This window comes from Streptomyces sp. NPDC001002 (assembly GCF_053599215.1).
In genome coordinates this window covers 74425-97102 of the sequence record NZ_JBSFLV010000003.1, presented here as the reverse complement: position 1 = coordinate 97102, position 22678 = coordinate 74425, and the positions used below count along the sequence as shown (strand labels likewise).

The 22678-nt window shown below is 71.4% G+C and carries 20 protein-coding genes; 10 read left to right on the top strand and 10 right to left on the bottom strand.

Annotation, left to right across the window (positions count from 1 at the left end; genetic code table 11):
* Nucleotides 1–620 precede the first annotated feature (620 nt).
* Together ACWDR3_RS02865 and ACWDR3_RS02860 are read right to left on the bottom strand one after the other, a co-directional pair.
* A complete protein-coding gene (locus tag ACWDR3_RS02865; RefSeq protein WP_450350248.1) occupies nt 621–974 on the bottom strand; it encodes a VOC family protein in 354 nt (117 codons plus the stop codon).
* A gap of 49 nt (nt 975–1023) precedes the next feature.
* The gene (locus ACWDR3_RS02860; RefSeq protein WP_450350246.1) at nt 1024–2241 is read right to left on the bottom strand and encodes a thiolase C-terminal domain-containing protein; all 1218 of its coding nucleotides are present in this window, start codon (nt 2239–2241) and stop codon (nt 1024–1026) included.
* Between the two features lie 77 nt (nt 2242–2318).
* On the opposite strand from ACWDR3_RS02860, the gene ACWDR3_RS02855 reads away from it, so the two are divergent.
* The gene (locus tag ACWDR3_RS02855; RefSeq protein ID WP_450350244.1) at nt 2319–3506 is read left to right on the top strand and encodes an acyl-CoA dehydrogenase family protein; all 1188 of its coding nucleotides are present in this window, start codon (nt 2319–2321) and stop codon (nt 3504–3506) included.
* The gene (locus tag ACWDR3_RS02850) at nt 3503–3973 is read left to right on the top strand and encodes a nitroreductase/quinone reductase family protein (RefSeq protein WP_450350243.1); all 471 of its coding nucleotides are present in this window, start codon (nt 3503–3505) and stop codon (nt 3971–3973) included. Before ACWDR3_RS02855 ends, ACWDR3_RS02850 begins: the two co-directional genes overlap by 4 nt.
* Nucleotides 3974–4073: 100 nt before the next feature.
* Here the strand turns inward: ACWDR3_RS02850 and ACWDR3_RS02845 are convergent, their stop codons facing one another.
* Nucleotides 4074–4721 (bottom strand): TetR family transcriptional regulator, encoded by a 648-nt coding sequence (locus tag ACWDR3_RS02845; protein WP_450350241.1) that lies wholly within the window; start codon nt 4719–4721, stop codon nt 4074–4076.
* A 122-nt stretch (nt 4722–4843) separates the two neighbouring features.
* Between ACWDR3_RS02845 and ACWDR3_RS02840 the strand changes: the two genes are divergently transcribed.
* Together ACWDR3_RS02840 and ACWDR3_RS02835 are read left to right on the top strand one after the other, a co-directional pair.
* Nucleotides 4844–5575 carry a VOC family protein gene (locus ACWDR3_RS02840; protein ID WP_450350239.1) on the top strand — a complete coding sequence of 244 codons (732 nt, stop codon included), beginning with the start codon at nt 4844–4846 and terminating at the stop codon, nt 5573–5575.
* Between the two features lie 223 nt (nt 5576–5798).
* Nucleotides 5799–8144, top strand: coding sequence for an outer membrane protein assembly factor BamB family protein (locus tag ACWDR3_RS02835; RefSeq protein ID WP_450350237.1), 2346 nt, complete (start codon nt 5799–5801; stop codon nt 8142–8144).
* 67 nt (nt 8145–8211) lie between these two features.
* On the opposite strand, the gene ACWDR3_RS02830 is transcribed toward ACWDR3_RS02835, so the two are convergent.
* The 3 genes from ACWDR3_RS02830 to ACWDR3_RS02820 are packed head-to-tail and all read right to left on the bottom strand — an operon-like array spanning nt 8212 to nt 10553.
* Nucleotides 8212–8985 (bottom strand): enoyl-CoA hydratase/isomerase family protein, encoded by a 774-nt coding sequence (locus ACWDR3_RS02830; RefSeq protein ID WP_450350235.1) that lies wholly within the window; start codon nt 8983–8985, stop codon nt 8212–8214.
* A complete protein-coding gene (locus ACWDR3_RS02825) occupies nt 8982–9398 on the bottom strand; it encodes a Zn-ribbon domain-containing OB-fold protein (protein ID WP_450350233.1) in 417 nt (138 codons plus the stop codon). Before ACWDR3_RS02825 ends, ACWDR3_RS02830 begins: the two co-directional genes overlap by 4 nt.
* Nucleotides 9399–9401: 3 nt before the next feature.
* The gene (locus ACWDR3_RS02820; protein ID WP_450350232.1) at nt 9402–10553 is read right to left on the bottom strand and encodes a lipid-transfer protein; all 1152 of its coding nucleotides are present in this window, start codon (nt 10551–10553) and stop codon (nt 9402–9404) included.
* Between the two features lie 118 nt (nt 10554–10671).
* On the opposite strand from ACWDR3_RS02820, the gene ACWDR3_RS02815 reads away from it, so the two are divergent.
* Nucleotides 10672–12240, top strand: coding sequence for a FadD3 family acyl-CoA ligase (locus tag ACWDR3_RS02815; RefSeq protein ID WP_450350231.1), 1569 nt, complete (start codon nt 10672–10674; stop codon nt 12238–12240).
* A 100-nt stretch (nt 12241–12340) separates the two neighbouring features.
* On the opposite strand, the gene ACWDR3_RS02810 is transcribed toward ACWDR3_RS02815, so the two are convergent.
* Entirely contained in the window at nt 12341–12547 is a 207-nt protein-coding gene (locus tag ACWDR3_RS02810) for a hypothetical protein (RefSeq protein WP_450350229.1), read from the bottom strand.
* A gap of 231 nt (nt 12548–12778) precedes the next feature.
* A complete protein-coding gene (locus ACWDR3_RS02805; RefSeq protein ID WP_450350228.1) occupies nt 12779–15721 on the bottom strand; it encodes a BTAD domain-containing putative transcriptional regulator in 2943 nt (980 codons plus the stop codon).
* A 208-nt stretch (nt 15722–15929) separates the two neighbouring features.
* Here ACWDR3_RS02805 and ACWDR3_RS02800 point away from each other — a divergent pair, with 208 nt between their 5' ends.
* The 3 genes from ACWDR3_RS02800 (at nt 15930) to ACWDR3_RS02790 (ending at nt 18819) form a co-directional block, all read left to right on the top strand.
* Nucleotides 15930–17165: an amidohydrolase family protein gene (locus ACWDR3_RS02800; protein WP_450350226.1), complete on the top strand. Its 1236-nt coding sequence runs from the start codon at nt 15930–15932 to the stop codon at nt 17163–17165.
* Complete coding sequence (locus ACWDR3_RS02795) at nt 17162–18085, top strand: LLM class F420-dependent oxidoreductase (protein ID WP_450350224.1); 924 nt, start codon at nt 17162–17164, stop codon at nt 18083–18085. Before ACWDR3_RS02800 ends, ACWDR3_RS02795 begins: the two co-directional genes overlap by 4 nt.
* Nucleotides 18086–18168: 83 nt before the next feature.
* Complete coding sequence (locus ACWDR3_RS02790; RefSeq protein ID WP_450350223.1) at nt 18169–18819, top strand: response regulator transcription factor; 651 nt, start codon at nt 18169–18171, stop codon at nt 18817–18819.
* A gap of 19 nt (nt 18820–18838) precedes the next feature.
* On the opposite strand, the gene ACWDR3_RS02785 is transcribed toward ACWDR3_RS02790, so the two are convergent.
* Together ACWDR3_RS02785 and ACWDR3_RS02780 are read right to left on the bottom strand one after the other, a co-directional pair.
* Entirely contained in the window at nt 18839–19630 is a 792-nt protein-coding gene (locus ACWDR3_RS02785; protein WP_450350221.1) for a hypothetical protein, read from the bottom strand.
* 73 nt (nt 19631–19703) lie between these two features.
* Nucleotides 19704–20438, bottom strand: a complete 735-nt coding sequence (locus ACWDR3_RS02780; protein WP_450350220.1) for a hypothetical protein — start codon at nt 20436–20438, stop codon at nt 19704–19706.
* Between the two features lie 159 nt (nt 20439–20597).
* Here ACWDR3_RS02780 and ACWDR3_RS02775 point away from each other — a divergent pair, with 159 nt between their 5' ends.
* Together ACWDR3_RS02775 and ACWDR3_RS02770 are read left to right on the top strand one after the other, a co-directional pair.
* Nucleotides 20598–21368, top strand: coding sequence for an SDR family NAD(P)-dependent oxidoreductase (locus tag ACWDR3_RS02775; protein WP_450350219.1), 771 nt, complete (start codon nt 20598–20600; stop codon nt 21366–21368).
* Between the two features lie 108 nt (nt 21369–21476).
* Nucleotides 21477–22595: an LLM class flavin-dependent oxidoreductase gene (locus ACWDR3_RS02770; RefSeq protein WP_124003957.1), complete on the top strand. Its 1119-nt coding sequence runs from the start codon at nt 21477–21479 to the stop codon at nt 22593–22595.
* The last annotated feature ends 83 nt before the right edge of the window (nt 22596–22678 follow it).

Genomic DNA, 22678 nt, shown 5'->3' with positions numbered 1-22678 from the left:
CCCACGTGCCGAACGGTCAGACCCCCGCGACGCGGCGAACGTTCGGGGCGTGGCCACCAACCGGTAGGAGGTTGACGGCAGTGCCCAAAGCTACAACCAGGCTTCTCGGAAGTCCCCAGTGCACAGAGGCCGACACCGACGCGAAACAGGATGAGTACACGACCTATGCGCCCTCAGGGGAGACGTGCCCCGATTGCACTCAGCGGATCAATTCGCTTGAACCCTGCCGCCGGGTTGAGCTTCGGCGAGCCTTACTCAGTCCGGCCGTTCGATACCGGCACTTGGAGTGCCCCCAGTGACCGCCCCCGCCAAGCGGGCCTGCGTTCGCGTGAGCGAGCCGCCGCTGATGCTCTTGGGCGCAGACCTCAGAACCCCTCGCGCTGACCGAGACTTCCTGGCGCCCACCGGCGAACTCACGGGTACGGTCGGGGACGACGTGCTGACCGTTCACAAGCTCAGCGAGGGGAAGCCGGCTTGCGGCCAAACCGGCAGGGTCACCGAGCGGCAGCGAGCAGCCACATGCCCTGAGTGTCTGGAGACAGACCAGGACTGATGTCCTGAGGTACTCACCAGACAAGCCCCGCTCGAAAACGCCCCTCCGCGTCCCCTCCCTGCCCGCCCTACTGGCTCCGCCGGCCCAGCACGCAGAACTCGTTGCCCTCCGGGTCCGCCAGGACGACCCATGACTGCTCGCCCTGGCCGATGTCCACGCGCCGTGCCCCGTGCGCCTCCAGGCGGGCCACCTCCGCGGCCTGGTCGTCGGGCCGGAAGTCGAGGTGCAGCCGGCTCTTGGCCTGCTTGGCCTCCTCGACCCGTACGAAATCCAGCCCCGGCAGCCGGTCCGGCTCCGGACGGATCTCGAACTCGTCGTCGGACGAGTACACGACGACCCAACCGAGAGCGTCGGCCCACCACTGTCCCAGAGCCGCCGGATCCACCGAGTGGACGATTACCTGTTCCCATTCCAAGGTCATCCGGAGAGCTTAAACGGGCCGCCCTCACCCCCTTGTCGACCCTGCCTCCTCACCGGCCCAGCACCACCGTCCCCGCCGAGCAGAACCACCCCCCGGTCCCGCTCGCCAGCCCCAGCCGAGCCACCTCCCCGTCCCGCCCCCGTACCTGCCGCGCCCCCGCCTCCCCGCGCAACTGCCGGACCGCCTCCACCAACAGGAACAGCCCCCGCATTCCCGGGTGTTGGGCCGACAGGCCGCCCCCGTCGGTGTTCACCGGCAGCTCCCCGCCCACCACCCGCAGCCGCCCCTTCTCCACGAACGCCCCGCCCTCGCCCTTCGCGCAGAAGCCGAGGTCCTCCAGCGTCACCAGGGTCATGTAGGTGAAGGCGTCGTAGAGCTGGGCGAAGTCCATCTCGGCCGGTGCGACCCCGGCCCGCTCGAAGGCGAGGCGGCCGCTCACCGCCGCCGGGGACACCGTGAAGTCCGGCCACTCGGACATCGCGGAGTGCGAGACGTGCTCCCCGGTGCCGAGCACCCACACGGGCGCGGTACGGCAGTCCCGTACGTACTCCTCGGCCGCCAGCAGCACCGCCGCGCCGCCGTCGGAGCGGATGCAGCAGTGCAGCTTGGTGAAGGGGTCGGCGATCATCGGGCCGGCGAGGACGTCGTCGACCGTGATCGGCGCGCGGAACATGGCGTCCGGGTTCAGCGCCGCGTTCGCCCGGGCCTGGACCGCGACCTCCGCCAACTGCTCGATCGTCGTACCGAATTCGATCATGTGGCGGCGGGCCGCCATCGCGTACTTGGCGATCAGCGTGTGGCCGTAGGGGACCTCGAACTGGAGCGGGCCGCGCGCTCCGAAGGAGAGGTTGCCGGTGCGGCGGCCCGCCTTGATGTCCGCGCGGGCCGTGGAGCCGTAGACGAGGAGCACGGCGTTCGCGTGGCCCGCGGCGATCGCGTCCGTCGCGTGGGCCGCCATGACCTCCCAGGTGGAGCCGCCGACCGCCGTCGAGTCGACCCAGGTGGGGCGGAGCCCGAGGTACTCGGCCACCTCGACCGGCGGGAGCGTGCCCAGGCCCGCCGAGGCGAAGCCGTCGACGTGCCGGCGCTCCAGGCCCGCGTCCGCCAGCGCGCGCCGGGCCGCCTGGGCGTGCAGCGCGTACGGGGTCGCCTCGTCGACCCGGCCGCAGTCGGACAGGGCCACGCCGACCACGGCGACCTTCCGGCCTCCCCGTGTCCCGGCCGGTGTCACGGCTGCTGTGCCGACCGATGTGCCGACCGGTGTCATGAGGGGCCCGCCTTCCTCTGTGCATATCGTTCCCGGACTCCTAATATGACGGACCGTCAGATCCGGAGGGAAGTGCCATGGACGCGAGCTTCACCGCCGAACAGGACGAGATCCGCCGCACCCTGCGCGAACTCCTCAACAAGCGCTGTGGCTACGAGGAGTTGCGGGCCGCCGTCGACCTGCCCCGCGGGCACGACCCCGCCCTGTGGACCGCGCTCGCCCGCCAACTCGGCCTGCCCGGGCTCGCCCTGCCCGAGGCGTACGGCGGTGTCGGCTGCTCGGCCACCGAACTCGCCCTCGCCTGCGAGGAGACGGGCCGGGCGCTCGCACCCTCGCCGCTGCTGGCGACCGCCGTGCTCGCCGCGCCCCTCGTCCTCGCCCTCGGCACCGACGCCCAGCGCGCAGACCTGCTGCCCCGCCTCGCCTCGGGCGACCTCACCGCCGCCCTCGCCGTCCCCGGCACCGCCCTGGCCGCCGCCCTCGCCCTGACCGGCGACAACGGCGGCGAGTGGGCCGGCGGCGGGCGCGCGGGCGGGGTGCAGGCGCGGCGGGTGGGGGAGGGGTGGCGGTTGTACGGGCAGGCCGACCAGGTGCTGGACGGGCACAGCGCGCGGCTGCTGCTGGTCGCCGCGCACACCGGGGGGTTCGCCCGGTCCCGGACGCTGTTCTTCCTGGTGGAGGGGGAGGCGGACGGGGTGGTGCGGGCGCGGCAGACCACCCTGGACGCCACCCGGCCGCAGGCCCGCGTCCAACTGCGGGACGTCGAAGCCGAGTTGCTGGGGGAGGAGGACGGGCACGGTGTTCTCGCCGCGCTCTCCTCCGTCGGCGACCGGGCCGCCGCCGCGCTCGCCTGCGAGGCGGTGGGGGCGGCCGACCGGGCGTTGGAGCGGACCGTCGAGTACGTGAAGCAGCGGGAGCAGTTCGGGCGGGCGATCGGGTCCTTCCAGGCCGTCAAGCATCGGCTCGCCGATGTGTATGTGCAGGTCCAGGCGGCGCGTTCGGCCGCCTACTACGCGGCCTGGGCGACCGTGCACGGGGAACGGGTGGGCGGGGTCGCCCTCGCGCAGGCACTGGAGGCGCTGCGGGACTCGGCCGCCGAGGGGATCCAGCTGCACGGCGGCATCGGGTTCACCTGGGAGCACGAGGCGCATCTGTACTTCAAGCGGGCCTGCGGCGACGAGCTGCTGTTCGGTCCGGCGCACCGGCTGCGGGCGCACGCGGCGGAGGCGGCGCGGCTCTTCGAGGGACGGGAGGTGGCGGTGTGATCGGCGTCCGGGTGGTGCAGAAGGTCTCGTCGACGCGGGGGTTCGCGAAGGTCGCCCCGCATGTGATCCCCGCGCTCGACCGTGCTGTGCACCGGCTGACGCGGGGGAAGGTCCTGCTCAGCGCGCAGATGCTGCCGGGGGTGATCCTCACCGCGACCGGCGCCAGGAGCGGGCAGGTCCGGCGTACCCCGCTGGCCTGCATGCCGGAGGAGGACGGTCGCACCTGGATCCTCATCGGTTCCAACTTCGGCCGCACGGGCCACCCGGCCTGGACCGCCAACCTCCTCGCCCATCCCGATGCCGAGATCAACTGGCGGGGCAGGGACATCCCGGTCACGGCCCGCTTGCTGGAGGGGGAGGAACGCGCGGCGGTCTGGAAGAAGCTGCTCGTGTTCTGGCCGCCGTACGCGACGTATCAGGAACGCGTCGAGCGGGAGATCCGGATCTTCAGGATCGTACGAAAGTGATCGTCCGCGCCGAAGGCGCCGTCACGCGCGGCAGGCGGTGGTCCACCGGGGTGAACCACCGCCTGTCAGACAGGACTTGAGCCGGAGTACTGGTCGAGTACTACTTCGTCGGCTTCTTTCCGGTCACGCCGAGGTGCACCAACAGCGCCAGGTTCGGCTTGAGTTCGGCCTGCTTGACGCCCCAGGTCTGGAAGCCCTTCTGGTGCGAGGCCACGGCCGCGAGCATCGCGACGATCGAACCGGCCATCGCGGCGGGGCTGACGTCCTTGTCGACCTTGCCCTTGGCCTGCAGATCCGTGACCGCGTCCGCGAGGGAGTTGTTCACCGAGTTGAGGATCTTCATGCGGAGTTTGTAGAAGCGCTTGTCGCCCTCGGCCGCGCCGAGGTCGACGACGCGCAGGATCGCGTCGTTCTTTCGCCAGAACTCCAGGAAACCGTCCACGAGTTCCTGCGAGGTGGCCCATCCGGCCTTGCCGACCCACGACCGGCCGTCGAGCAGCGCCGTCAACTGGCTGCCCTCCGTGGCCATTTGCTCGGCGATCTCCAGGACGGCGCCTTCGACGTCCGGGAAGTACTGGTAGAAGGTCGCGGGTGAAGTCCCCGCCTTCCGGGCGACATCGATGACTTTGACGTCCCGGTAGGGGGAAGAGCTGAGCATCTCGCTAAGGCAGTCGAGCAGCTTCTGCCGGGTCGCCTGCCCACGCCGGCCGGCCACGCGGCCGTCGACGGTACGCACTTGTCCTGTCATGCCGTCAGCTTACCGAGGGGTGATCGGAGCGCGATTCGGCCGACTGCAAATGGGGTGCACGGGTGCTCAGAGGCGGGTGTGCCTGGTCTGCGGGGTGCGTGAGTCGCCGTTAGCTTGGCGGTATGGCCGAAAACAGGGCATCCGCGTACGGAGAGGGCGTCCCCTGCTGGGTGGACGCGCAGCTTCCGGACGTCGAGGCGGGCAAGCGGTTCTACGGTGGGCTCTTCGGGTGGACCTTCGAAGCGGCGTACGGCGGCTCCGTGTGGGCCAGCCAGGACGGGGAGCCCGTCGCTGCGCTCGCGCACAAGACGGACGGGCGGATGCCCACCGTATGGACGGTGTACTTCGCCACCCCGGACGCGGAGGCGCTGGCCGACCGGGTCTGGGCGGCCGGCGGTCAGGTCGTCACCGCACCCCTGCCGGTCGCCGAGCTGGGCACGACGGCCCTGGTCACGGACCCGGAGGGGGCCGTCTTCGGGCTCTGGGAACCGGCCGGGCACCCCGGCTTCGGGCGCCGCCACGAGCCGGGCACCTTCGCCTGGGCCGAGCTGTACGCCCGGGACACCGAGGCCGCGAACGACTTCTACGGCGGCCTCTTCCACGACGCCCTGTTCGGCCCGGACGCCAAGCCCGACTTCGGCCGCGCGGCCGTCTCCGACGTCTTCCCGGCCGAGATGCCCCCGCATTTCCTGGTCCACTTCGCCGTCGAGGACTGCGCCGCCGTGATCGAGGTCGTACGGCGGCTCGGCGGGCGGGTGCAGGCTCCGCCATTCGAGACGTCGTACGGAAAAGTGGCGGTCGTCACGGACAATCAAGGGGCGTCGTTCGCGCTCCTGGAGCGGCTTCAGGGGTAGTCGGGGGTCGATCGGGGCGGAATCGGGGTGGGATCCGGGGTGCATCGGTGATGGATCATGCCGTTTTGGCGTGGGACATCCCGATATGTTCCCGGGTTCGCAACCTCGGGCCCGGACAGGAAGAATCAGGGTGCGTGCCGCCAGGGCGGTGCGGTGGTGAGACGCTGCACGGGGTCGCGTACATATGTGGGTGGCGCGGCCCGTACGGGGAGGTGGCAGGCAAGTGGTGGATCAGCTGACGCAGCACGATCCGCGGCGGATCGGTCCGTTCGAGGTGCTGGGACGGCTGGGTGCGGGCGGCATGGGGCTGGTCTATCTCGCGCGCTCGGCGTCCGGCCGGCGCGTGGCGATCAAGACGGTCCGCACGGAGCTCGCCGAGGACCAGCTCTTCCGGGTCCGCTTCACGCGTGAGGTGGAGGCGGCCCGGGCGGTCTCCGGCTTCTACACGGCGGCCGTGGTCGACGCCGATCCCCGCGCGGCCGTGCCGTGGCTGGCCACCGCGTACGTCCCCGCGCCCTCCCTCGAAGAGATAGTGAACGAGTGCGGGCCGATGCCGGCCCAGGCGGTGCGCTGGCTCGCGGCCGGTGTCGCCGAGGCGCTGCAGTCCATCCACGGCGCCGGGCTCGTGCACCGGGACCTGAAACCCTCCAACGTCCTCGTCGTCGAGGACGGCCCCCGGGTGATCGACTTCGGTATCGCCTCCGGTGTGTCGAACACGCGTTTGACGATGACGAACGTGGCGGTGGGCACGCCCGCCTACATGTCTCCCGAGCAGGCGAAGGACTCGCGCAGCGTCACCGGCGCGAGTGACGTCTTCTCGCTCGGCTCGATGCTGGTCTTCGCCGCCACCGGGCATCCGCCCTTCCACGGGGCCAACCCGGTCGAGACGGTCTTCATGCTGCTGCGCGAGGGCCCGGACCTGGAGGGCCTGCCCGCCGAGCTGCGCCCGCTGATCGAGTCCTGCATGCAGATGGAGGCCACCGGCCGGCCCAACCCCGCCGACCTCCAGTCCCAGCTCGCCCCGCACCTCTTCGGCTCCGGCTCCGACGACAGCGGCACCGCCTCCGCCTGGCTGCCCGAGCGGGCCGTCAGCCTGATCGAGGCCCGCCGCAACGGACGCCCGCCCGCCAAGCCGGGCGCCGGCGGTCCCGGCGGCGGCCGCAGCGGCGGACGCGGCGCCCTGCCGCCCCCGCCCCCGCACGACCCGGTGGTCCCGGCCCCGGTCGGCGCCCCCGACATCGGCCCGGTCCGGCTGGCCGGCGGCCAGGTGCCCATCGGCCCCGGGCCCCGCGTCTCCGACGTGCGCGCCGCCGCCGTACAGGCCCCGCGCCCCGAGACCGCCCTGGCCGCCTCCTGGGCCAAGGCCCGCCCCGGCGTCAACGGCGCCGACCCCGGTGTGGGCGTACCCGCCCTGCCGCCCGTTCCGCCGGAGACCGCCAGCGGCTGGCGCCCCTGGCGGTTCCGTATGTCGAACGACGTCTGGGGCACCCCCTCCGTCTCCGACGCGCTCGTCTACGTCACCTCCTTCGAGGTGCACGCCCTGGACGTGGCCACCGGCCGGCGCAGCTTCAAGACGCGGGACGTGGCCTGGTCGATGGCGGTCGCGGACGGCCGCATCCACGCCTCCGACGGGCCCACGCTGTACGCCCTGGACGCCCGCGAGGGCGCCGATCTGTGGCGCCTGTCCCTCGACGCCTGGGTGTACTCCCTCAAGGCCGACCGGGGCACGGTCGTCACCGGCACCCGCGGCGGCGGCGTCCAGGCCTGGGAGGCCTCCAACGGCCAGAAACTCTGGGAGCTCACCGGCTGTCAGACCGACTTCGAGTCCCCGGAGGCCGGCCCCGCCGTCCACGAGGGCACGGTGTTCCTCTGGCAGGACGCCCGGCTGCGCGCCCTGGACGCCCGCACCGGCGAGGAGCGCTGGTCCTACCCGATCGGCGACGCGGCCTCCTGCGGCGGGGTCCCGATCCGGCTGACGTACGCGCCCGACGGTTTCGTGTACGCCAGTGCCGGCACCCGCGTGCTGGCCATCGACGTGGCGAGCGGCCGGGTGAAGTGGCACTTCGAGGCCCCCGCGGCCTTCCTGTGCGCGCCCACCTTCGCGCCGGGCCCGGCCGTCACCGGCGGCGGCATCTACCTCGCCGACTATCTCGGCACGGTCTACGCCCTCGACGCCACCGACGGCCGCGACCGCTGGCGCATCGCCACCGAGTCCCGGGCCTCCATCGAGCCGGTGCTGGTGGCCGCGGGCCATGTCCACGTGGGCAGCGGCAAGGGTCTCTACACCCTGGACGCGGTCACCGGGACACCCAAATGGCGGTTCCAGGCGGGCGGCGACATCGTGGGCGCCCCGGCGGTCGCCGAGGGCCGGATCCACTTCGGCTCCACCGACCACCTCCTCTACACCCTCAAGGCCGACGACGGCCGCCTGCGCTGGAAACTCGCCACCGGCGGCGAGATCACCGGCTCCCCGGTGGTCAAGGACGGCGTGGTGTACGCGTGCAGCAAGGACCGCTGCGTGTACGCACTGGACGCGGAGAAGGGCACGGGGACGGCGCGGACGTCGTAGCGGGCGTCAGCGGATTCATGGCGGGGGTCGGCGGATCCGCGCGGGGGCAGCGAATCCATGGCGGGGGTCAGCGGATACGGAACTCCCGCCCCCGGTGGGCGAACAGCTCCGCCTGCCGTTCGTCCGGCAGGTTCCCCAGCGAGACCAGGTGCGGTGCCTGCGCGAACCCGGCGGCGACCGCGCTCTCCCGCGCGGCCCACAGCGCCCGCACGGTCCCCTGGACGCCCTCGGGCGGATACCCGGCGAGCACGGTCGCGCACGCCGTCGCCGCCGCCAACGCCCCTCCGGGCTCGGTGAGTTCGGAGACCAGGCCGATCTCGTACGCCCGTTGCGCCCCGATCCGCTCGGCGGTCCCCATCAGCATCATCCGGGCGACCTCCCCGTACGGCATCCGCTGCGCCATCAGCACCGACTCGTAGGCGCTGACCATGCCGTACGTGGTGTGCGGATCGAAGAAGCTCGCGCTCGGCTCGGCGATCAGGAACTCCGACTCCCCGAGCAGATAGAACGCGCCTCCGCAGGCCATGCCCCGCACGGCGGCGACGACCGGCTTCCACAGGTCGTTGGCCTTCGGGCCGACCCGCAGCAGCGGATCGTCCGCCATGTAGGGGGAGTTGGGCTGGGGGACGTCCGCGTCCCGGTCGAGCCCGGTGCAGAAGGCGCGCTCCCCGCTGCCGGTGAGCACGACGGCCCGCACCGAGTCGTCGAACCGCAACTCACCCCAGACCTCCTGGAGTTCGTCCCGCATGGCCAGATCGATGGCGTTGAGCCGCTCGGGCCGGTCGAGGGTGACGACGGCGACCCCGGTGTCCTTGTCGGCGCTCACCCGCACGGTGCTCATGCCCGCTCCAGAACCCACTGCGGCAACCCGGAATCGTCGAAGACGACCTGCACCTTCGCCCCGATCCGGATCCGCTCCGGCGGTACCGAGTCAAGGCGCGCCCCCGCCTCCGTGACCAGGTTGCCGACCAGCCGGATCCTTGGATGCTCGGCGAGTTCGACGACGATCACGTTGTACGGGGCCTGCTCGGCGTAGTCCGGCAGGAGCGGGGGGTGGGGGACGACGTAGGACCAGACGCGGCCGCGGCCCGAGACGCGGCGCCACTCGCTCGCGAAGGACTGGCAGTGCGGGCAGCAGGGGCGGGGCGGGAAGCGGGGTTCGGCGCACTCTGCGCAGGTCTGGACGCGGAGTTCGCCCTGGGCCGCGTACTGCCAGAAGGGGGCGCCGTCGGCGTCGGTGACCGGACTCAGCATGGGTCAGCTCCTGTTGGTGAGCAGCAGCGCGGAGGTCGGGACGCCCTCGCCGGCGGTGACGAGACAGGTCGCGGCGCCCGGGACCTGGGCGGTGCTGGTGCCGCGGAGCTGTTTGACGCCCTCGTTGATGAGGTTGAAGCCGTGCACATAGGCCTCGCTGAGGCCGCCGCCGCCCGTGTTGAGCGGCAGCCGGCCGCCGATCTCCAGGGCGCCCTGCTCGGTGAACGCGCCGCCCTCGCCGCGCCCGCAGAAGCCGTAGCCCTCAAGGGAGAGCGGGACCAGCGCGCTGAACGCGTCGTAGATCTGGGCCACATCGACGTCCTGCGGCGTGAAGTCGGCGTGTTTCCACAGGTGTCGGGCGGCGCTCCAGGCGGGTCCGGTGAGCGGGTCGTCGTTCCAGTAGTTGACCATGCCGTGGTGCTGGGCGGGCAGGCCCTGGGCGGCGGAGTGGATGAGGACGGGCCGCTGCCGGCAGTCCCGCGCCCGGTCGGCGCTGACCACCACGCAGGCCAACGCCCCGTCCGTCTCAAGGCAGTTGTCGAAGAGGCAGAGGGGCTCGCTGATCCAGCGGGAGGTCATGTACATCTCGCGGGTCAGCGGGCGCTCGTACATGATCGCGGCCGGGTTCTGGTTGGCGCGGTTGCGGCAGGCGAGGGCGACGTTGAAGAGGTGGTCGCGGGTCGCGCCGTACTCGTGGAGGTAGCGGCGGGTGAGCATGGCGATCTCGTCGGCGGGGCGGAGCAGGCCGAAGGGGCGGGTCCACTGGCCGGGGGTGGGGAGTTGGCGGGTGGTGTTGGACCAGGGGCGCGGTCCGCTGCCGCGTTTGCGGGAGCGCCAGGCGACGCCGACCGTGGCCTGGCCGGTGGCGATCGCGGCGGCCAGGTGGGCGACCGTGGCGCACGAACCGCCGCCGCCGAAGCCGACCTTGCTGAAGAAGGTGAGGTCGCCGAAGCCCACGGCCTTGGCCAGTTCGACCTCGTCGGTCTCCTCCATCGTGTACGAGGCGAGCGCGTCCACCTCGCCCGGGGCGATGCCGGCGTCGTCGAGCGCGGCGAGCACGGCCCGGCAGGCCAGGGTCCGTTCGTCGTCCGCGAGGTGTTTCGCGAACGGGGTCTGGCCGATGCCGACGATCGCCGTGGCGTCCTTGAGGGTCACGCTGCACGCACCTCCGCACCTTGTGAGGCCTGCTGACAGCCCGTCAGGCTACAGCTAATCTGACGGGTAGTCAGCTAATGCGTCGGACGTTGGAAGTTCAGGTGCGGGGAGGCCGATTGTGGAGTGGCGCAGCATCCCGGAGCTGGTCCGTGCGGCGGCGGAGCGGTACGCGGACACCGAGGCGGTGGTGGACGGGCGGACCCGCGTCTCGTACGCCGAGCTGGGCGCGCGGGTGGAGCGGGCGGCGGCGGCCTGTGTCGCGAACGGCGTGATGCCGGGCGACCGGGTCGGCATCTGGGCGCCCAACTCCCTTGACTGGATGGTCGCGGCGCTGGGCGCGGTCTCGGCCGGCGGGGTGCTGGTCCCGCTCAACACCCGCTTCAAGGGCACGGAGGCGACGGACGTGCTGCGCCGCAGCGGGACGCGGCTGCTGTTCGTGACCGGCACGTTCCTGGGGACCTCGTACGTGGCGGCGCTGCGGCGGGCGGCCGGGGAGGGCGCGGGGGACGGGCCCCTGCCGGGGCTGCCGGCCCTTGAGCAGGTGGTGGTGCTCTCGGACGACGCACCGGCCGACTTCCGGTCCTGGAAGGACTTCCTGGCGAGCGGGGACAAGGTGCCGGAGGCCGAAGTCGCCGCCCGTGCCGCGGCGTTGGACGGCTCGACGCCGTCGGACATCGTCTTCACGTCCGGCACCACGGGCCGCCCCAAGGGCGCGGTGATCACCCACGCGCAGACGCTGCGGGGCTACGAGATCTGGAGCGAGCTGGCGGGTCTGCGGCACGGCGACCGCTATCTGATCGTGAACCCGTTCTTCCACACCTTCGGTTACAAGGCAGGAGTGATCGCCTGCCTCATGCGGGGCGCGACGATGATCCCGCAGCCGGTCTTCGACATCGACACGGTGCTGGCGAACATCGCGGCGGAACGGGTGTCGGTCCTCCCGGGCCCGCCCACCCTCCACCAGTCCCTCCTGGACCACCCGGCCCGTGACACCCACGACCTGTCGGCCCTGCGCCTGGTGGTGACCGGCGCGGCCGTCGTCCCCCTCCGCCTGGTGGAACGCCTGCGCGGCGAACTCGGCGTGGGCACCGTCCTCACCGCCTACGGTCTCTCCGAAGCGAGCGGCATCGTCACGATGTGCCGCCGCGGCGACCCGCCCGAGGTGATCGCCTCGACCTCGGGCCGCGCGATCCCGGGCACGGAGGTGAAGGTGGACGCGCCCCCCGGACAGCCCGGCGAGATCCTGGTCCGCGGCTTCAACGTCATGCGCGGCTACTACGAGGACGAGGTGGCGACCGCCGAGGCGGTGACGCCGGACGGCTGGCTGCGCACGGGCGATGTCGGCGTCCTGGACGGCGCCGGCAACCTCCGTATCACCGACCGGATCAAGGACATGTTCATCGTCGGCGGCTTCAACGCGTACCCGGCAGAGATAGAGCAACTCCTCGGCCTGCACCCGGATGTGGCCGACGTGGCGGTGATCGGCACCCCGGACGCGCGGCTCGGCGAGGTCGGCAAGGCGTACGTGGTGCGGCGCGCGGGCGCGGTCACCACGGGCGAGGACCTGATCGCGTGGGCGCGGCGGGAGATGGCGAACTACAAGGTGCCGCGGTCGGTGGAGTTCGTGGCCGGCCTGCCGCGGAACGCGAGCGGGAAGGTGCTCAAGCGGGAGCTGCGGGCGCGCTAGGCGGGTGTTCCGGCCGGGCCCCGGACATGCCTCGGCCGCGGTGGCTCCCCCTCGGTGCCACCGCGGCCGGGTCCCCCGTCGGGACGTCGTCGGTACCGGGTCAGACGGTCTCGTCCGATGCGTGGTTGTCCAGGAGACGGGCTTCCTCGCTGGAGGCGTGGTTGTCCAGCGTGGTCACCTGCCCCGGGGTCTGGGCCGTGACCTCCGGCGCCTTGTCCTTCGCGGCCGTGATGAGGTTCTCCTCCACCAGGGAGGCGTGGTTGTCGAGCGGCTTGACGACGTCGTCGTTCTTCTCGGGCTGGGTCATGATCATCAACTCCTGCGAGACGGTGCACGAAATCTGAGCGGCCCGTCCGACTGCTCCCCCGGGGGCTGTCGGACGGGCCGTCGCGGGCCGTTCACCCTAGTGGGGCGCCCTCATCGAGATCCGTCTGCCCCCCGACGCGACGGATCGACTGAGGCAAGACTGGCGCGCGCCGATAAACGAACGATGAACGCGCCAGGGCCCGCGGCGCCGGGCTGATCCAAACGGCAGACCCTAGGCCGCGGCCTTCGACGCCAGCAGTGCGCGGACCTCGACGGCCTCGTCCGAGTCCAGCCGCTCGTAGATGGCGAGGGCTTCCCGCCAGCAGGCCTGTGCGCGGTCGGACTGGCCGAGCCGGGACAGGGCCCTGCCCAGGACGGTGAGGACCGTTCCGCGCCGCCACTCGCCGCCGATGCCGCGCAGCGCGATCGCCTGTTCCGCGTGGCCGGCGGCGAGGGTGGGCTGCTGGGCCGCCAGGTGCACCTCGGCGATCCGGAAGTGGGTGACGCCCTCCCACAGCGGCTGGCGGTGCTCGTGGAACAACGCCAGTGCCTCGGTCAGCTGGTGGAGCGCCTCGGGCAGCCGCATGGCCTCGGTCAGCGCGATGCCCAGGGCGTAACGGCCGTTGGCCAGGCGCAGGGTGAGGCCCATCCGGTCGTAGATGTCGATGCCCTGCTGAGCGAGTTCGATGGCGCTCGCGGTACGGCCCATGGCGAGCCGGATCCGGGAGAGGTTGCACAGCGCGCTGGCCTCGCCGACATCGCTGCCGTCGGCCCGGAAGTTGTCGATCGCCAGTTGCAGATAGCGCTCGCCGTCGGCGTGCCGGTTCTCGTAGAGGGCGATGATGCCCCGGTCGTTGGGGGCCCAGCAGCTCGGCAGCGGGTCGTTCGCGTCGGCCGCCAGGGCCATGGCGAGCTGGGCCTCTTCGTCGGCCTCCTTGAAGCGGCCGGCGATGAGGTGGACGGTCGTCAGCACCGTGCGGGCGCGGCCCTCCGCGTGGGCGTTGCCGACCTCGTGCGCGGCGTCCCGGACGGTCAGCGCGGCCAGTTCGTACACGCGGGCGTTGGCGCCCGACTCGGCCAGGTCCTTGGTGGCCCACAGGAGATCGACGGCCCGCCGCAGACTCCGGTCGTGGGCGGACTGCCGTACGCAGGCCATCAGGCAGTTGGCCTCGGAGTAGAGCCAGTCCTGCGCGGCGCGCGCGGAGTCGAAGGTGAGACCCGGATAGGCGGTCCGCTCCAGGTGGTGCACCAGGCGGTCGCCGGGCCGCTCGATCGCGTAGACGCCCGCGGCGGTCGCGAGATAGAAGTCCAGCAGCCGGGACATGGCCGCCTCCCGCTCGGCGGGCGGCAACTCGTCCCGCTCCGCGCAAGAACGCGCGTAGAGGCGTACGAGGTCGTGGTAGCGGTAGCGGCCCGGCGCCGCCGACTCCACCAGGGAGGTGTCGACGAGGGACTCCAGCAGGTCCTCCGTCGCCTCCACCGGGAGATCCAGTACGGCCGCCGCTGCCGCGAGCGAGATGTCCGGGCCGTCGGCCAGGCCGAGCAGCCGGAAGGCGCGGGCCTGGGCCGGCTCCAGCTGGCCGTAGCCGAGTTCGAAGGTCGCCTTCACCGCCAGGTCACCGGCCTGGAGTTCGTCGAGCCGGCGCCGCTCGTCCGCCAGCTTGGCCGCCAGCACCGACACCGTCCAGGTCCGGCGCGCCGCCAGCCGGGAGGCCGCGATGCGCAGGGCCAGCGGCAGGAACCCGCAGGCAGCGACCACGTCCAGAGCCGCCTCCCGCTCCGCGGCCACCCGCTCCTCGCCCACGATCTTCGTGAACAGCGACAGCGCCTCGTCCGGGGACATCACGTCCAGGTCGACGAGATGGGCTCCCGCGAGATCGACCATCCGCACCCGGGCCGTGACCAGCGCCGCGCAGCCGGCCGTGCCCGGCAGCAGCGGACGGACCTGCGCCGCGTCCCGCGCGTTGTCCAGCAGCACCAGCACCCGGCGCCCGTCCAGGACGGACCGGTACAGCGCCGAGCGCTCCGCCAGGGTGGCCGGTATCGCCGAGTCGGCCGTGCCCAGGGCGCGCAGGAAGGAGCCGAGCACCGTCTCCGGTTCGGCGGGCCGGGGTCCGGCGCCCTGGAGGTCCACGTAGAGCTGTCCGTCCGGGAAGGCGGCCCGTGCCTCGTGGGCCACGTGCACGGCGAGGGTCGTCTTGCCGACACCGCCGATGCCCGCGAGCGCGGACACCGCCATGACCCGGCCCTCCGCCGAGGCGAGCACCTGGCCGAGCTCGGCGACGAAGGCCGAACGGCCGGTGAAGTCCGGCACGGTGGCCGGGAGTTGGGCCGGGCGGACCGATGCCGTGGCGGGCTCCGCCTGCGGGGCCGAGGGCTCCGCGAGGCCGGGGTCGGCCTGGAGGATCCGGTGCTGGAGCTCGCGCAGGCCGGGGCGCGGGTCGACGCCGAGTTCCTCGGCCAGCAGGCGGCGCGTGTCCGCGTACACCGCGAGGGCCTCCGCCTGGCGGCCGCTGCGGTACAGGGCGAGCATCAGCAGCTCGCGCAGCCGTTCCCGCAGCGGGTGCGCCGCGGTCAGCGCGGTCAACTCCGAGACCGCCTCCGCGTGGCAGCCCTGCTCCAGGTCCATGTCCAGCCGCGTCTCGGTGAGTTGCAGCCGCCACTCCTCCAACCGGACCCGCTGCGCCTCCGCGTACGGCCCCGGCACTCCCGCCAGCGCCTCTCCGTCCCACAGCGCCAGCGCGCGCCCCAGCACCTCCCGGGCATGGCAGAGGTCGCCGGCGTTCTTCGCCTTCTCCGCCTCCGCCGCCAACTCCTGTGCCACCGCGAGGTCCAGCGCGCCCTCGTCAAGACCGCGCACCGCGTACCCGCCGGACTCGCTGACCAGGACCCCGGCGCCCAGCACCTTCCGCAGCCGGGAGGCGTACGTGCGCAGCGCGGCCAGCGCCTGCGACGGCGGCTCGTCGCCCCACAGGGCGTCGATCAGCTCGGCCGCGGTCGCCATCCGGCCCTCGCGCAGCAACAGGGCCGCCAGCAGGGCGCGTTGCTGCGGGGAGCCGGTGCTCAGCTGTTCCTCGCCGCGCCGGGCGCGCACCGGACCGAGCACCCCGAAGGCCAGCGCCTCCGGGTCGGCGACATCGCGGCGCCTCTGCTCCGGTACTCGCGGTACGTCCATGGCCGTCCCCCTGGAGTCTGTCTTCAACCCCGTCAGTTTGCCTTGTTCATGGCGGATGCGTCAGCTGTGGAGGGCACGGTCACAGGCGGCCGCGCGGGATATCACAAAGCCCTCACACGCTCCGTGCATACATCTGCGCGGAGCGGAGCGCCAAAAGCCGCCATCCACGTAGCTGACGACCCGTCAGATCGGCGCTACCGTGGCCGCCATGGACACCCACGACACCGCCCAGGCCGAGTTCCCCCTGATCATCTCCGTGGACGACCACACCGTGGAGCCCGCGGACGTCTGGCAGGACCGCCTCCCGAAGAAGTACCTCGACACCGGCCCCCGCATAGTCCGCGCCCCGCTGAAGGAAATGACCTTCCTCGGCGGCCGGTTCGCCCCCGTCATGGGCGAGCCGGGAGACGACGGACCCATCGGCGACTGGTGGGTCTACGAGGATCTGCACCGCCCCCTGACCCGCCTCGACACCGCCGTCGGCTACAGCAGGGACGAGATCAAGCTCGAAGTCATCACCTACGAGCAGATGCGCCCCGGCTCCTTCGACGTGCCCCAGCGCCTGACCGACATGGACGTCAACCACGTCCAGTCCGCCGTCTGCTTCCCGACCTTCCCGCGCTTCTGCGGCCAGACCTTCACCGAGGCCGCCGACCACGAGCTGGGCCTGCTCTGCGTCCAGGCCTACAACGACTGGATGGTGGAGGAGTGGTGCGGCCCCGCCGCCCGGGGCCGCCTGATCCCGCTGACCCTGATCCCGCTCTGGGACCCGGAGTTGGCCGCCGCCGAGGTCCGCCGCAACGCGGCCCGGGGCGTGCGTGCCGTCGCGTTCTCCGAGATACCTCCGCACCTGGGCCTGCCGTCCATCCACACCGACGACTGGGACCCCTTCCTCGCCGCCTGCGACGAGACCGGCACGGTCGTCTCCATGCACATCGGCTCCAGCAGCCGGATGCCCTCCACCTCCAAGGACGCGCCGCCCGCGGTCGGTTCGACGATCACCTTCGCCAACTGCTGCTTCTCGATGGTCGACTGGCTGATGAGCGGCAAGTTCGAGCGCTTCCCGAACCTCAAGGTCATGTACGCGGAGGGCCAGATCGGCTGGATCCCCTACATCCTGGAGCGCGCCGACGTGGTCTGGGAGGAGAACCGCGCCTGGGGCGGCGTCGCCGACAAGGTCCACCGCCCGCCGTCCGAGCTGTTCGCCGAGCACGTCTACGGCTGCTTCTTCGACGACGCCTTCGGCCTGAAGAACCTCGACTCCATCGGCGTCGCCAACGTCCTCTACGAGACCGACTACCCCCACTCCGACTCCACCTGGCCCAAGTCCCGCGAGGTCGGCGAGGCCCAGATGGGCCACCTGGCCCCGGACGTGGTGGAACGGATCGTGCGCGGCAACGCCATCGACCTGCTCGGCCTCACCCCCGAGGGACTGTGGCGGTGACCGCCCCGGCGTACGGCATCCAACTCCCGATCCAGTCCCAGAGCACGATCTACGCCGAGCCGTGGGAGGCCGCGGCCGGCGTGACCGACCTGGTCGAGATCGCCCGCGCCGCCGACCGGGCGGGCTTCGCCTACATTGCGGGCTGCGACCACGTCGGCGTCCCGCGCCGCCTGGCCGCCGCGATGGGCACGACCTGGTACGACCCGGTGGCCACCCTCTCCTTCCTGGCCGGAGTGACCGAGCGCGTACGGCTGTTGAGCCACGTGGCGGTGGTCGGCCTGCGCCACCCCCTGGCCACCGCCAAGCAGTACGCCACCCTCGACCACCTCAGCGGCGGCCGGCTGATCCTCGGGGTCGGCGCCGGACACGTACGCGAGGAGTTCGAGGCGCTGGGCGTCGACTTCGACCGGCGCGGCCCGGTCCTGGACGAGTGCGTGGACGCCCTGCGCGAGGCGCTCGGCCCGGAGGAGTTCCCCGAACACCACGGCAAGCTCTACGACTTCGAGGGCCTGGGCCAGCGCCCCCGCCCCGCACAGGCACGCGTCCCCCTCTGGGTCGGCGGCTCCTCGCCCGCCGCCGTCCGCCGCGCCGCGCTCAAGGGCGACGGCTGGCTGCCCCAGGGCGACCCCCGCGACCGCCTCCCCGCCCAGTTCGCCCGCATCCGCGAACTGCGCGAACGAGCGGGTATCGAGGGCCCGTTCACGAACGGCGCGATCACCGAGCCGCTCTACGTCGGCACCCCCGCGTGGGAGGTCGGCCGCCGCACGCTCACCGGCCCGCCGGACGCTCTCGCCGAGTCCCTGCGGGCGTACGCGGCGATGGGCGTGCACCAGATCCAGGTCCGCTTCCGCTGCCGCGACCGCACCGAACTCACCGACCAGATCACCGCGTTCGGCAGCGAGGTGGCGCCGCTGCTCTGATCACCCCCTGTTTGAACATGGTCACGCCGAGCCGCGTATGTACGGACGTACGGACGTAATGGCTCCGGCGGAAGGACCCCGAAGTGCGATCCCTCCAGCGGCTCTCCGTCGTACTGGCCTGCACGGGGGACAGCTGGCCGTACGACGACTGGCCGGCCCCGGACGACGCGTTCGTCGGCAGTCTGCTGCGCGTTCTCCCGCCCTACGCCGGGCTGCGCGAGACCACGGCGGACGTCGTGCTGCTGCGCTGCGAGGATCCGGCGGAGACCTTTCCGGGACTGCTGGCGCACCTCGGCACCCGGGGCGTTCCGGTGGTCGTCATCAGCCCGCGCCAGGACACCGGGACGGTGGTCGAGGTGTTCCGCAGCGGGGCGGGCTATCTGGTCGAGGGCGACTACTGCGACCAGGTGCTGTCCTCGGCTGCCATGGCCGCCTCCGTCGGGCACACCTACCTCTCGCCGTCCGCGTCCGCCGCCCTGCGGGAGGGGGCCCGGCGGATGGCCGCGACCGACGGCGCGATGCAGCGGCTGCGCGGCCTGCTCTCACCGCGCGAGCAGCAGATCATGGAGCTGCTCTCGACCGGCCTGGGCGCCCGGCAGATCGGCCTGCGGCTGCGGCTGAGCGAGAAGACCGTCCGCAACAACCTCAGCAACATCTACGCCAAGCTGGACGCCCGCAGCGGCACGGACGCGGTCCTGCGCTGGCTGGGGACCACACCCGTGCTTCGCACCTGAGAACCGGTCACCGCGGGGATCAGGGCGCCGGGACCTCCGTCAGCGGTATTTCCACGTCGGTGACATTGCCGCCGCCCTGACCGAATCCGGGTTCCGAGCGGACCGCCTTCGTGGAGTTCTGGACTCCGCTCGCCTCGGCGGTCCCGCATTTCACATTCCGCAGCCAAAGTCGCCCGTCGGGCGTTCCGTTGTTCAGGATCTGCGGATAGAAGACGTGCACGGTCGCGGCGCCCTCGCTCGGCGAGAAGAACACCGTCTGCCCGTCCTGCGGCTCCTTGTACGTGGCTTTCAGGAATCCGCTCACATCGGTGCGCTTGGCGGACCACATGAAGAAGGCGATGCTGTCCGCCTGCACGGTGTCCGTCCGGCTGAAGGCGAGGGTGGTCGTCTTGTCGTCACGCGTGATGTTGATGGTCGACGTGCTGAACTCCAGACCGACCTCGAAGAACGAGTTCCCGAGTTTTGTCCCGGCCTCGGTGGTGGACCCGTTCTCCAGCTGAATGGTCCGGGTCACCGACGCGCTCACATTGAAGGTCTTCGACGCGGTACCCGTGGCACCGCAGTTGTCGGTCACCGCGGAGACGCGTTCGTTGGGCCCGAGGCTGTTCGCCTTGAACTGGACGTCGACGAACTCGCAGTCCGCCAGCTTGTCGGAGTCCGAGGCGCAGTCGGCGGTCACTTCGGACGGGGTGGCGGCACCCGCCTGGTTCATCAGCGGGACGATCACCGCGAGCGCCGCCACGGGCGCCAGGGCGAGGGTGACGCGCTTCTTCCTGCTCCGGTGGCTTCTGGCGCGGCCGGTCCGGGTCATGGGTGTCTCCTGTGGGGGTGAAGTGGGGATGAAGGGGGTGTGAGCTGCGGTTTCTCGGCGACCGGCCGGCGGTTCAGCAGTCCTCCAGGACCGCCTTGGAGGTGCCGTCCACGACACCGGGGGCGCCGGCCGCACCGGGCAGGACCACGGGTCCCTCGACCACGTCCGGCGCCACGAAGTTCTGCTCGGGGGAGGGGTTCACGGCGAAGCTGCCGGGGTTCGCGTCGATACGCACCCGCCACTCGCCGGTCATGCGCTGGAGCTTCGGCGTGAACTCCATGTGGAGCACCTTGCCGACCGGCACGTCCCGCGTCTCCGTGTCCCCGGCCGTCGCCGACTTCACGGTCATGTCGAGGGTGCCCTTGTGCTTGACCCAGGACCCGCTGAGAAACCCGAAGAGGCCCCCGCCGCCCCCTTGTTGAGTGGAGACGTACTTGCCCTGCCCCTGGGCCACGGTCGACGACCAGGTGAGGGACACCTTGGCCGGTTCGGTGGCGTTGGGCTCGCAGTTGGGGAAGTCGATGGAGGCCTTCTCGGTGGGCCCGTCGAAGGTCTCGAAATTCGTCTCGACGAACTCGCAGTTGTCGGCCTGGAAACCGTCCGCGAAGGCGCCCCCGAAATCCTCCACCGTCCGTTTCTCGCCGTTGACCACCGCGGACCGCTCGCACATGGTCATGATCTGGTCCGCCGTCTTCTCCTCGGCCGCGTTCGCCGACGGAAGCAGGGCGACGACCACCCCGCCGGTGGCGAGTGCCGCGCCGATCGCCACGTACCTGACTTTCCTGTTGCGTAATCTCCGCTTTGCCATACCCGGCATTGTTGGAGCCGAGCAGAGGTATGGCCAGGGTCAAATATCCCTACCCGTAGGTCACTTGATGTGTGCTTGTGCAAGGGTCGGATGACTGTCTGACGATCCGTCAGATCCGGCGCTACGATGCCGGTATCCACCGATGCGAAGGAGTGCGCCATGGGCAAGCTCGACGGACGCGTCGTCCTCGTCACCGGGGCGGCGCGCGGACAGGGGGAGCAGGAGGCGCGGCTGTTCGCGGCCGAGGGTGCGAGCGTGGTCGTGGCGGACGTGCTGGACGATCAAGGGAAGGCGCTGGCCGAGGAGTTGGGTGCGCTGTACGTCCATCTCGATGTCGGTGAGGAGGAGAACTGGGGTGCCGCCGTGGCTGCGGTCAAGGAGGCCCACGGGCGGATCGACGGGCTGATCAACAACGCCGGGATCCTGCGTTTCAACTCCCTGGTCGACACGCCCCTCGACGAGTTCATGCAGGTCGTGCGGGTGAACCAGGTCGGCTGCTTCCTCGGCATCAAGACCGTGGCGCCGGCCATGGAGGACGGCGGCACGATCGTCAACACGGCCTCGTACACGGCGGTGACGGGTATGGCGGCCGTCGGCACGTACGCCGCCACCAAGCACGCCATCCTGGGCCTCACCCGCGTCGCCGCCCTCGAACTGGCGCAGCGGCACATCCGGGTCAACGCGATATGCCCCGGCGCGATCGACACCGCGATGTCCAACCCGGCCCAGCTGGACCCGGGCGCGGACGTCGAGGGGATGTCCAGGGCCCTCGACGAGCTGTACCGCAAGCTCGTACCGCTCGGCCGGATCGGGCGCCCGGAGGAAGTGGCCCGCCTCGCGCTCTTCCTCACCTCCGACGACTCCTCCTACATCACCGGGCAGCCCTTCGTGATCGACGGGGGATGGCTCGCCGGGGTCTCCGTCATCTGACTCCACGTCAGGTATTGACCCTCCATGCGCGTGGTGCAACAGTCGGGCCAACTGAGCTGACGGATCGTCAGAAACCGTGGACACCAGAACCGGGGACGGTGAACCTCCTTGGAATTCGGGCTCTTTGTACAGGGATATGTGGGCAAGCGCGCCGAGACCGACCCGCTCGCCGAGCACAAGGCGCTGATGGAGGAGACCGAGTACGTCATCCAGGCGGACAAGTCCGGCTTCAAGTACGCCTGGGCGTCCGAGCACCACTTCCTGGAGGAGTACTCGCACCTCTCCGCCAACGACGTCTTCCTCGGCTACCTCGCCCATGCGACCGACCGCATCCACCTCGGCTCGGGCATCTTCAACCCGCTGGCCCAGGTCAACCACCCCGTGAAGGTGGCCGAGAAGGTCGCCATGCTCGACCATCTCACCGAGAACCGCTTCGAGTTCGGCTCGGGGCGTGGGGCGGGCTCGCACGAGATCCTCGGGTTCATACCGGGTGTGACCGACATGAACTACACCAAGGAGATCTGGGAGGAGACGATCGCCGAGTTCCCCAAGATGTGGCTCCAGGACGAGTACGTCGGCTTCCAGGGCAAGCACTGGCAGCTGCCGCCGCGGAAGATCCTGCCGAAGCCGTACGGGAAGTCGCACCCGGCGATGTGGTACGCGGCGGGCTCCCCTCCGTCGTACGCCATGGCCGCGCGCAAGGGGCTCGGGGTCCTCGGCTTCAGCATCCAGAAGGTCTCCGACATGGAGTGGGTGCTGGAGCAGTACAAGACGGCGGTCGTGAACGCGGAGCCGATCGGTGACTTCGTCAACGACAACGTGATGGTGACGACGACGGCGATCTGCGCGCCGACGCACGCCGAGGCGATCGAGGTCGCCGTGAACGGCGGGCTGCACTATCTGCCCTCGCTGGTGTTCCGGTACCACGACACGTTTCCTCGTCCCGAGGGGTTCCCGGTGTGGCCGGAGACGCTGCCCGAGTACAACGCGGAGTTCGTGGAGCTGCTGATCGAGGAGGAGTTGCTGATCTGCGGCGACCCGGACGAGGTGCTCACGCAGTGCAAGCGGTGGGAGCAGGCCGGGGCGGACCAGTTGAGCTTCGGGTTGCCGGTGGGGGTGCCGAAGGAGGAGACGTTGCGGACGATCCGGTTGATCGGGGAGCACGTGATTCCGAAGATCGACACGGATCCTGTTCATCGGACTTCGCGGTTCCGGGCTGCCGTGTGACGTCCGTCGGCGGGTGCGGGTTCGTTGTGGCTGGTCGCGCAGTTCCCCGCGCCCCTAGGTGGGGACGCGCGCCCGGAGTTCGA

What these genes read in the sequence shown, in the direction of transcription:
- ACWDR3_RS02865 (WP_450350248.1), bottom strand. Translation starts at nt 974, where the DNA reads ATGACCTTGGAATGGGAACAGGTAATCGTCCACTCGGTGGATCCGGCG.
- ACWDR3_RS02860 (WP_450350246.1), bottom strand. Translation starts at nt 2,241, where the DNA reads ATGACACCGGTCGGCACATCGGTCGGCACAGCAGCCGTGACACCGGCC.
- ACWDR3_RS02855 (WP_450350244.1), top strand. Translation starts at nt 2,319, where the DNA reads ATGGACGCGAGCTTCACCGCCGAACAGGACGAGATCCGCCGCACCCTG.
- ACWDR3_RS02845 (WP_450350241.1), bottom strand. Translation starts at nt 4,721, where the DNA reads ATGACAGGACAAGTGCGTACCGTCGACGGCCGCGTGGCCGGCCGGCGT.
- ACWDR3_RS02840 (WP_450350239.1), top strand. Translation starts at nt 4,844, where the DNA reads ATGGCCGAAAACAGGGCATCCGCGTACGGAGAGGGCGTCCCCTGCTGG.
- ACWDR3_RS02830 (WP_450350235.1), bottom strand. Translation starts at nt 8,985, where the DNA reads ATGAGCACCGTGCGGGTGAGCGCCGACAAGGACACCGGGGTCGCCGTC.
- ACWDR3_RS02825 (WP_450350233.1), bottom strand. Translation starts at nt 9,398, where the DNA reads ATGCTGAGTCCGGTCACCGACGCCGACGGCGCCCCCTTCTGGCAGTAC.
- ACWDR3_RS02810 (WP_450350229.1), bottom strand. Translation starts at nt 12,547, where the DNA reads ATGACCCAGCCCGAGAAGAACGACGACGTCGTCAAGCCGCTCGACAAC.
- ACWDR3_RS02805 (WP_450350228.1), bottom strand. Translation starts at nt 15,721, where the DNA reads ATGGACGTACCGCGAGTACCGGAGCAGAGGCGCCGCGATGTCGCCGAC.
- ACWDR3_RS02800 (WP_450350226.1), top strand. Translation starts at nt 15,930, where the DNA reads ATGGACACCCACGACACCGCCCAGGCCGAGTTCCCCCTGATCATCTCC.
- ACWDR3_RS02785 (WP_450350221.1), bottom strand. Translation starts at nt 19,630, where the DNA reads ATGACCCGGACCGGCCGCGCCAGAAGCCACCGGAGCAGGAAGAAGCGC.
- ACWDR3_RS02780 (WP_450350220.1), bottom strand. Translation starts at nt 20,438, where the DNA reads ATGGCAAAGCGGAGATTACGCAACAGGAAAGTCAGGTACGTGGCGATC.
- ACWDR3_RS02775 (WP_450350219.1), top strand. Translation starts at nt 20,598, where the DNA reads ATGGGCAAGCTCGACGGACGCGTCGTCCTCGTCACCGGGGCGGCGCGC.